Source organism: uncultured Methanobrevibacter sp. (genome assembly GCF_937881195.1).
Classification (GTDB): Archaea; Methanobacteriota; Methanobacteria; order Methanobacteriales; family Methanobacteriaceae; genus Methanobinarius.
Genome location: NZ_CALGFC010000030.1, coordinates 1 through 4105, shown reverse-complemented (window position 1 = coordinate 4105; position 4105 = coordinate 1). Strand labels below are relative to the sequence as shown.

Annotated in this window: 6 protein-coding genes; 4 read left to right on the top strand and 2 right to left on the bottom strand. The window is 21.8% G+C overall.

Annotation, left to right across the window (positions count from 1 at the left end; genetic code table 11):
- Nucleotides 1-267 precede the first annotated feature (267 nt).
- Nucleotides 268-456 (top strand): hypothetical protein, encoded by a 189-nt coding sequence (locus tag Q0087_RS04730; RefSeq protein WP_297898525.1) that lies wholly within the window; start codon nucleotides 268-270, stop codon nucleotides 454-456.
- A 199-nt stretch (nucleotides 457-655) separates the two neighbouring features.
- Here the strand turns inward: Q0087_RS04730 and Q0087_RS04725 are convergent, their stop codons facing one another.
- Nucleotides 656-1081 (bottom strand): MarR family transcriptional regulator, encoded by a 426-nt coding sequence (locus Q0087_RS04725; protein WP_297898524.1) that lies wholly within the window; start codon nucleotides 1079-1081, stop codon nucleotides 656-658.
- The gene (locus Q0087_RS04720) at nucleotides 1078-1257 is read right to left on the bottom strand and encodes a hypothetical protein (RefSeq protein WP_297898523.1); all 180 of its coding nucleotides are present in this window, start codon (nucleotides 1255-1257) and stop codon (nucleotides 1078-1080) included. Before Q0087_RS04720 ends, Q0087_RS04725 begins: the two co-directional genes overlap by 4 nt.
- Nucleotides 1258-1265: 8 nt before the next feature.
- Here Q0087_RS04720 and Q0087_RS04715 point away from each other — a divergent pair, with 8 nt between their 5' ends.
- From Q0087_RS04715 to Q0087_RS04705, 3 genes are all read left to right on the top strand, one after another.
- Nucleotides 1266-1418, top strand: a complete 153-nt coding sequence (locus tag Q0087_RS04715) for a hypothetical protein (protein WP_297898522.1) — start codon at nucleotides 1266-1268, stop codon at nucleotides 1416-1418.
- A 335-nt stretch (nucleotides 1419-1753) separates the two neighbouring features.
- Complete coding sequence (locus Q0087_RS04710) at nucleotides 1754-2533, top strand: serine protein kinase RIO (RefSeq protein ID WP_297898521.1); 780 nt, start codon at nucleotides 1754-1756, stop codon at nucleotides 2531-2533.
- 767 nt (nucleotides 2534-3300) lie between these two features.
- The gene (locus Q0087_RS04705; protein ID WP_297898520.1) at nucleotides 3301-3903 is read left to right on the top strand and encodes a KH domain-containing protein; all 603 of its coding nucleotides are present in this window, start codon (nucleotides 3301-3303) and stop codon (nucleotides 3901-3903) included.
- Nucleotides 3904-4105: the final 202 nt, after the last annotated feature.

The window sequence follows — 4105 nt, the reverse complement described above, 5'->3', positions numbered from 1 at the left end:
GCTTGAAAGAAAAGGTTTCTTAAAAATGTAACTTTTTCAAATATTTTTTTATTTTTTTATCTATAAATTTTTATTTTCCAAATTGGATTAAAATATAATATTAATTTTATTTTTGATTTTATAAAGTTTTTAATATTTTAGTAATTTTTTATTATTTGTTTTTGTCTGGTCTCTTAAATTCTCTTTAAATATTGTTAATATATAAAATAAGTATAAAATTATCCTAATTTAGGGATTAATTCATCAGTTAGAAAGTTATTTAAAGAATTGAATAATTATCCTGCTAAAAATGTTGAAATCGACTTTAATAATCTTGTATTCATGAGTCAATCTTTTACTCAAGAGTATATTTATCAAAAAAAAAATGATACAAATAAGAGTATAAAAGAGGTTAATATTCCTAAAGATATTAAAACTATGTTTGAAATTGTTAAGAAAGATTTTGATAATCTATAGTATTATAATAATCATATTTTCAATTATGCATTATACTAATAAAATTTATATTTTGAAAAAGTGAAATATAAAAAAAGTGGAGTATATACTTATCATATTATATGATAGGTGGATATTTAGTAGTGTATTTCATTCTAAAACTAATCAAATTTTAGCTAAATGATTGTTGAAGAAATTTTTATAATTAAATAGTTCTATTTTAAATAGCTATTTCTATTTTATCATAATTAAAAACAGGTGTTTTCATGTTGTTTATATTTCCTTCTTTAAGTTCAATAAAACCATCTTCTTTTAATTTATTAACATTTCTTTGAATATTACTTACATCTTTTTTCATGATTTTAGCTATTTCAGTTAATGAATTAGGTTTACTATTTTTTATAGTATCTAGTAGCTCAAGATCAGTTGCACTCAGTCCTTTGTAATCATATAGTATATGTGTTTGTTTGAGGGTTTCTTCAGGGTGATCTTTAAAATATATCCAGTCATCGTAATCTAATTGTAGTTTCATATCCTCATGTTCTTCATATACTGCTTTAAGGTTTTTTGGATTGGTATATTTTTCTTCCATCTCTTTCACATATTCTTTTCCTTTTATTTCTCTTATTAATTTTATTTGTATCATATTAATCTCTCCTTTAATCTTTTTTTATCTATTTTTTTATATTTATTAAGGTGTAAAATTATTATTAATCCAACTATTTCAAGTTCTTTGAATCGTATGGGTAGGTGTATCCCTTTTAATCCAAAATGTATGTGAGGTTCTTTGTGGTAAGTGTCTATTCTTATTCTATCGGGCATAATTACTATTGCCCATCCTCGGGGTGTTTCATGGTAGTATATGTCTTTTCCATGTAGTTGGAATTGGTTCTGTGTTTTCTCTTTCATTGTTTAATATATTGTTTTTATTAACATATAAAGGTTTTGCAAAAAATGCAAAACCATTTTTTTATATTTTTTGAGCATTGGCTCCTAATTTTTTATTTTTTTAATTATTAACAAAATAATGATAACAACTAAAAATTATGGGAATTATAAAATTATTTAAATAATAATGCTCAAATAACAATGTTCAATTGAATATTAATTATTCTTAATTTACTTTTTCATTAACATTTTTTTTGAAAAGAAATGTTTATTATTGCGATTTAATATAACTAGAAATATAAAATTTATATTGTTATTATATTACAAACTGTTAATAAAATTTATAAAAAAATTTAGAAATTAATTAACATATATGAAATAAATAGAAGTATGTCAAAAAAGACAAATATATATAATAAAAAGATTATCCATGAATCCTAAAATAGCTAAAGCTGATGAAGAAGTTCAGAAACTGATCTCTAAAAAGAGAAATAAAAGTGTTGAAGATAGAAGAGTAGGTAGTGAAATCTTTGATAAACAAACACTTGAAACTTTATATAAATTAGCTAATCAAGGTTACATCAATATTTTAAATGGGGCTATTAGTACTGGAAAAGAAGCTAATGTTTTAAAAGGAGTAATTGATGATTCTTATGTAGCTGTTAAGATATATAGGATAGCTACTTCTGATTTTAAAAAAATGCAATATTATATTCAGGGAGATCCTAGATTTCATATACGTTCTAATAATAAACGTAAGCTTATAACTAGTTGGGTTAATAAAGAGTTTAGAAACCTAAAAAGAGCTCTTGAAGCAGGAGTTAATGTTCCAAAACCTATTGTGGCATTGAATAATGTACTTATTTTGGAATTTATTGGTTCTAGTGATGGAAATCCTTCACAAACTGTAAAAAATCAAAAACCAAAAGATGTGGATGATTTTTTAAATAAATTATTATTAGAAATGAAAAAATTTATTAATGAAGCTAATTTAATTCATGGAGATTTATCAACATTTAATATTTTAAATCATAATGAAAATCCTGTAATTATTGATGTTTCACAATCTGTTGTTAGGGATCATCCTATAGCTAATGAATTACTGGTTCGTGATGTTAAAAATGTATATGGTGAATTTAAAAAATTAGGTTCCTCATATTCATTGGATGAAATTGTAAATAAGCTTGAAATAGATATTAATTTAGATTAGATGCTCATTTTAACATTATTTTGTATAAATTTATATTAATTTAGTTTTGATTTCTGTATATTATTTATTAATACTTTTTATATTCTTATTTTATTTTTACATTATTTTTATGAGTTAGTTTAATATTTTTAATCAGTTGTTGCCTTATTTTTTGTTTTTTGCGAATATTTATAATCAATATTTAAATATTACAATTTATTACTTTTCATTTGCTCTTTGATTTAATTTATATATTATATTTTATTTAATTATAATTAGTTTTGCAATATATCCTTATATAATATATTTAAAATTGATAAATGTTGAGATAGAAATAAATAAATATAAGTTAATGTATTAGATAATAAAGTATTATAAGAAATTATAATTTAATATATAGAAATTGATATTTATTAAATTATATAATTAATAAAATTAAATAATTAGCTAAATAATTAGCTAAATATTTAATTGACTAAATTAGCTAATTATGATTCATTAAATAGTTAATTAATTATTAAATAATCCATTAAATAGTTAATTAATTATTAAATAATCCATTAAATAGTTGATTAATATATTAAATAATATATTAATAGTTAATTAATTAATACATTAAATAATTTATAATAATTTGTAAAATATTAATTCGAATACTAATCTAAATATTAATCTGAATAATATCTAAATATTGGTCTAAATATTATTCAGAAATTAAATTTAGACATTATCATTAAATTTAGACATTAATTTAATATTAATTTATATTACTAATTAGAGGTGAAAATTTGCCAACAACAGAATATCTCAAGATTCCTCAAGATAGGATAGGAGTCTTAATAGGAACAAATGGTGAAACTAAAGAAAAAATTGAAAGAGCTACTAATACTTGGTTAGATATTGATGGTGAGGAAGGAACTGTTGTTGTTTCTCCAAATGACAAAATGGAAGATCCTCTCGGCGTTTGGAAAACTAATCATATTGTCAGAGCGATTGGAAGAGGCTTCAATCCTGATGTAGCTTTAAAATTAAATGAAGATGATATTTATCTTGAAATAATAAAATTAACATTATATGTAGGTAAATCAAAAAAAGCTTTAGCTAGACAAAAAGGAAGAATTATTGGTAAGGATGGTAGGACTCGAGAAATTATAATAAGCATGGCAGAAGTTTCAATGGCAGTTTATGGTAAAACTGTTGCATTTATTGGTGAACTTGAAAATGTCATGGTAGCAAAAGAAGCTGTTGAAATGATTCTCAATGGGTCACAACATAAATCTGTTTATGGTTTTTTAGAGTCTAAACAAAATGATAGAAAAATGAGAGAATTCAAATCTATGGTTGGAGTTGAAGACGATAAAATAGAATTTAGAGACGATTTAGATGATTAATAATTCTCATAGATGTTTATTGATACTTGATTATTTGTTAAATAAATCAAATTTAATTATCTCTTAGCAAAATTTCATTTGATTATTCATTATCACATATTATTTGATTGCTTATTATCAAATGTTAATTTGATTGTTCATTATCAAATATTATTTGATTGCTTATTATCAAATGTTAATTTGATTGTTCATTATCAAATAT